General features: G+C 61.0%; 5 protein-coding genes. 4 read left to right on the forward strand and 1 reads right to left on the reverse strand.

The window, feature by feature from the left end; all coding sequences use genetic code 11:
• The 4 genes from EAY64_RS18355 to EAY64_RS18370 all read left to right on the forward strand — a co-directional run.
• A partial coding sequence (locus tag EAY64_RS18355; protein WP_305000384.1) for a methyl-accepting chemotaxis protein occupies nt 1-275 on the forward strand: 275 nt, incomplete at its 5' end.
• Nucleotides 276-337: 62 nt separating this feature from the next.
• Nucleotides 338-1,138, forward strand: coding sequence for a (Fe-S)-binding protein (locus tag EAY64_RS18360; protein ID WP_226034196.1), 801 nt, complete (start codon nt 338-340; stop codon nt 1,136-1,138).
• A complete protein-coding gene (locus EAY64_RS18365) occupies nt 1,135-2,535 on the forward strand; it encodes a lactate utilization protein B (protein ID WP_103526166.1) in 1,401 nt (466 codons plus the stop codon). Before EAY64_RS18360 ends, EAY64_RS18365 begins: the two co-directional genes overlap by 4 nt.
• Nucleotides 2,532-3,098 carry a LutC/YkgG family protein gene (locus tag EAY64_RS18370; RefSeq protein WP_103526167.1) on the forward strand — a complete coding sequence of 189 codons (567 nt, stop codon included), beginning with the start codon at nt 2,532-2,534 and terminating at the stop codon, nt 3,096-3,098. The genes EAY64_RS18365 and EAY64_RS18370 overlap by 4 nt, the downstream gene beginning before the upstream one ends.
• Nucleotides 3,099-3,239: 141 nt before the next feature.
• Here the strand turns inward: EAY64_RS18370 and EAY64_RS18375 are convergent.
• On the reverse strand, nt 3,240-4,210 hold a 971-nt coding region (locus EAY64_RS18375), incomplete at its 5' end, for a DEAD/DEAH box helicase (RefSeq protein ID WP_122081971.1).

The following is a 4,210-nucleotide window of genomic DNA, read 5'->3' on the forward strand; positions in this document are numbered from 1 at the left end:
GTGGCTTTGCCGTGGTGGCCGACGAGGTGCGCAAGCTGGCCGAACGCACCAGCACCTCCACCGGTGAAATCAGCCATATGGTGCGCGATATCCAGGGCCATACCGACACGGCGGTGGCCAGCATGCAAAGCCTGCTGCAACAGGCCAATGGCAGCGTGGAACTATCCCAGCGCGTGGGGCAGACCATTTCGCAGATCAACCAGCAGGCCAAGGGCGTGGTGCAGGTAATCAGCCGCTTTGCCGAGATGAAAAACCAGAGCGATCAGGTGAACTGAAGACGGCAGGAGCAGGCTCAAGGGTAATTCCGCATTGGCAGAGCGGGGGAAATAGGGATTAAATGCAACCAGTCCCCTGCTCCAGCCTGTCGGAGGCGCCGCGCACCATGAAAATCGGCCTGTTCATTCCCTGTTTCATCAACGAACTTTTTCCTCATGTGGCCATGGCCACGCTCGAGCTACTGGAAAGCCTGGGCTGCGAAGTGGCGTTTCCCATGGAGCAGTCCTGCTGTGGCCAGCCGCTGGCCAACAACGGCGACAGCAAGGGCGCCTGTGATGCTGCCCGGCGCTTTACCAGCGTATTCCAGCAATACGACTATGTGGTCGCGCCATCCGGCAGCTGCGTTTCGCACGTCACCCACCACTACGACTGGTATATCGCGGACGATCCGGCCTATCAGCAGCTCAAGCCCAAGGTCTACGAGATCATCGAATTCCTGCAGGACGTGCTCAAGCTGGAAAAACTGCCCAAGCCGGTGTATTTCCCGCACAAGGTCTCCATTCACCAGAGCTGCCACGGCCTGCGCGAACTGCACCACGCCAGCCCGTCCGAACTGATGATTCCTTATCAGTCGCGGCTGGAAAACATCCTCAAGCTGGTGGATGGCGTGGAAGTACTGCTGCCCGAGCGCCGCGACGAATGCTGCGGTTTTGGCGGCACCTTCTGCGTGGATGAACCGGAACTATCCACCGCCATGGGTGAAGACCGCGTGGCCCAGCATGAGGCCACCGGTGCGGAATATATCGTCGGCGCCGACCCCTCCTGTCTGATGCACATGGGCGGCATCATCCGCCATCAGGGCAAGCGCATCCGCCCGCTGCACATTGTGGAAATCCTCACCGGTCGCGGAGCAGGCGCATGAAAGACGACAGCGTAAAACACCCGCAAGCTGCGGCTGAATTCCTCAAGGACCGCGCCCAGGCCAAATGGCACGACAGCGCCATCTGGTGGGTGCGGCAAAAGCGCGATGCCCAGGCCAAACAACTGCCGGAATGGGAAGAACTGCGCCGGCTGGCACGTGAGATCAAGGCCCACACCCTGTCGCAGCTGGATGACTACCTGGCCCAGTTTGAAGCCAATGCCCAGAACAACGGCGTCACCGTGCACTGGGCAGCCGATGCCGACGAACACAACCGCATCGTGCACAGCATTCTGGCAGCGCGGCAGGTGAAGAAGCTGGTCAAGTCCAAGTCCATGCTGACCGAAGAATGCGGGCTGAACCCCTATCTGGAGCAGCGTGGCATCGAGGTGGTGGATACCGACCTGGGCGAGCGCATCGTGCAATTGCGCCACGAAGCCCCCAGCCATATCGTGATGCCAGCCATCCACCTGAAGAAAGAGCAGATTTCCGAGCTTTTCCATAAAGAACTGGGCACCGAGGCCGGCAATAACGACCCGACCTACCTCACCCACGCAGCACGGGCCAATCTGCGCGAGCATTTCCTGACGGCGGATGCCGGCCTGACCGGGGTGAATTTCGCCATTGCCGAAACCGGTGGTGTGGTGGTGTGCACCAATGAAGGCAATGCCGACCTTGGCACCAGCCTGCCCCCCATCCATATCGCCAGCATGGGGCTGGAAAAAATCATTCCCAAGCTGGAACACCTGGGGGTGTTCACCCGGCTGCTGGCACGCTCGGCGATCGGCTCACCGGTTACCACCTATACCTCGCATTTCCACCAGGCCCGCCCTGGTGGCGAGATGCACATCGTCATCGTCGACAATGGCCGCAGCGACATTCTGGGCAATGAAGATTTCTACCAAAGCCTGCGCTGCATCCGCTGTGGCGCCTGCATGAATACCTGCCCGGTCTACCGGCGCAGCAGCGGCTTCAGCTACAGCTACATCATTCCCGGCCCCATCGGTTCTACCCTGGGCCCCAGCCGCGACATGAAGAAGCACGGCAGCATGGCCTTTGCCTGTAGCACCTGCGGCTCCTGCTCCAATGTCTGCCCGGTCAAGATCAATCTGCACGAACAACTGGTACTGCATCGCAAGAAAGCCTTCGACCAGAACCTGCTGCCCACCGGCAAGAAAATGGGCCTGCTGGCCATGCGCTTCCTGACCCAGCATCCGGCCCTGTTCGATCTGGGCGGCAAGGTGATGCGCAAGGTGGTGCCCATCATCCCGGAAAGCCTCACCCGCCACAGCGCCTGGAGCCGCGCTGGCCGTGATCTGCCACCAATGCCAGCCCAGAGCTTCAAGGAACAGTATCAGCAGCGCAGCCAGAATAAGCAGGACAAGGAGGAGCAGCAATGAGCGCCCGTGACAACATACTGGCCCGTATCCGCCAGAACCGCCCGCAAGCCTCGGCGCTGCCCGATATTCACGCCGTCCCCTTCATCCGCTACGACGACCAGTTTGAGGCCTTTGCCACCTTGATCCGCAACCTGGGCGGCGATGCCGTCCAGTTGCAGGATGGCCAGAGCGTGGCCGATATCGTGGCTGCACGCTGGCCGGATGCCGGTCGCACCGTTGACCTGACTGTGGCTGAGCATGAAGAAGTGGATGATCCACATGCCTGGCACGATGTCGATGTCGCCATCGTCCCCGGTCAGCTGGCAGTGGCAGAAAATGCCACGGTCTGGGTAAGCCACCCGGACAACCGCTTCCGCTCCATCTATTTCCTCACCCTGAAGCTGGTGCTGGTGGTGCCGCGTGAGGCCATGGTAGACACCATGCGTGATGCCTATGCCCGCATCGACATGGAGGAGCATGGCTTTGGTGCCTTCATTTCCGGCTCGTCCCGCACCGCCGATATCGAACAAAGCCTGGTAATGGGTGCCCATGGCGCCATGGCCGCGCTGGTGATTTTTGTCTGATTTGTACGCACGGAGCATTGCTTCCTTGGGGCCCCTCACGGGGCCATTTTTCTGCCCGCCATTTCTATCCAGCCTCTCCATCAGACATGAAAAAACCGCCGGTCTGGCGACGGGCGGTTTTGGGCTGGCAGTGCTCAATACTCAGCGGTTGACTTCCACCTTGTAACGCGGCGGCAGCAGCAAGGCCGGCACTTCGCGCTGTGCCTTGCGGCTACGGCGGCTACCAGCGGTCGGATTGATGGTTTTCAGGCCCTCACCCGACTTGCCCACCATCAGGGCAGAAGCCGGCAAGGACATCGGATCACGCTGTGATTCGCGCGGGGTGGAGCGCGCCGGGCTGCTACGGCCTTCGCGGCCGCCCTCGCGACCATAATCACGACCACCCTCGCCACGAGAGGACTCGCGGCGCGGTGCGGCTTCTTCACGCGGCGCGGCTGCACCCGGCTGGAAGCCTTCCACTACCTGCGGCTTCAATGTCTGGCGGGTCAGCTTTTCAATGGCCTCATGCTGGCGGGTTTCCGCCGGGCTCATCAAGGAAATGGCGATACCGCTGGCACCGGCACGGCCAGTACGACCGATACGGTGTACATAGTCTTCCGGCGAATTGGGCAGCTCGTAATTCACCACGAACGGTAGTTCGGTAATATCCAGGCCACGGGCCGCCACATCGGTGGCCACCAGCACGCGCAGGCTGCCTTCCTTGAAGGAGGACAGGATTTCCAGGCGCGAGGCCTGGGCCTTGTCGCCATGGATGGCTTCCGCCACCAGGCCATCACGCTTGAGATCACGCGCCAGCTGGTCGGCACTGATCTTGGTCTTGCAGAACACAATGACCTGGCTCATGTCGCGGGTCTTGATCAGATGGCTCAGCAGATGGCGCTTGCGGCCGGCATCCACCGAATACACCAGCTGTTCCACTTGCTCGTTGGTGGCGTTCTGACGGGCGACTTCAACCGTCTGCGGGTCTTTCATGAAGTCCGCAGCCAGGCGTTTGATTTCCGTGGCAAAGGTCGCCGAGAACAGCAGGGTCTGCCGCTCCTTGGGCAACATGCTCATGATCTTGCGGATGTCCTGGATGAAGCCCATGTCCAGCATGCGGTCGGCTTCGTCCA

It is taken from the genome of Aquitalea palustris (assembly GCF_003693445.1).
GTDB classification, from domain to species: domain Bacteria; phylum Pseudomonadota; class Gammaproteobacteria; order Burkholderiales; family Chromobacteriaceae; genus Aquitalea; species Aquitalea palustris.

Coding starts and splice junctions, on each gene's coding strand:
- EAY64_RS18365 (WP_103526166.1), top strand. CDS start 1,135: ATGAAAGACGACAGCGTAAAACACCCGCAAGCTGCGGCTGAATTCCTC.
- EAY64_RS18360 (WP_226034196.1), top strand. CDS start 338: ATGCAACCAGTCCCCTGCTCCAGCCTGTCGGAGGCGCCGCGCACCATG.
- EAY64_RS18370 (WP_103526167.1), top strand. CDS start 2,532: ATGAGCGCCCGTGACAACATACTGGCCCGTATCCGCCAGAACCGCCCG.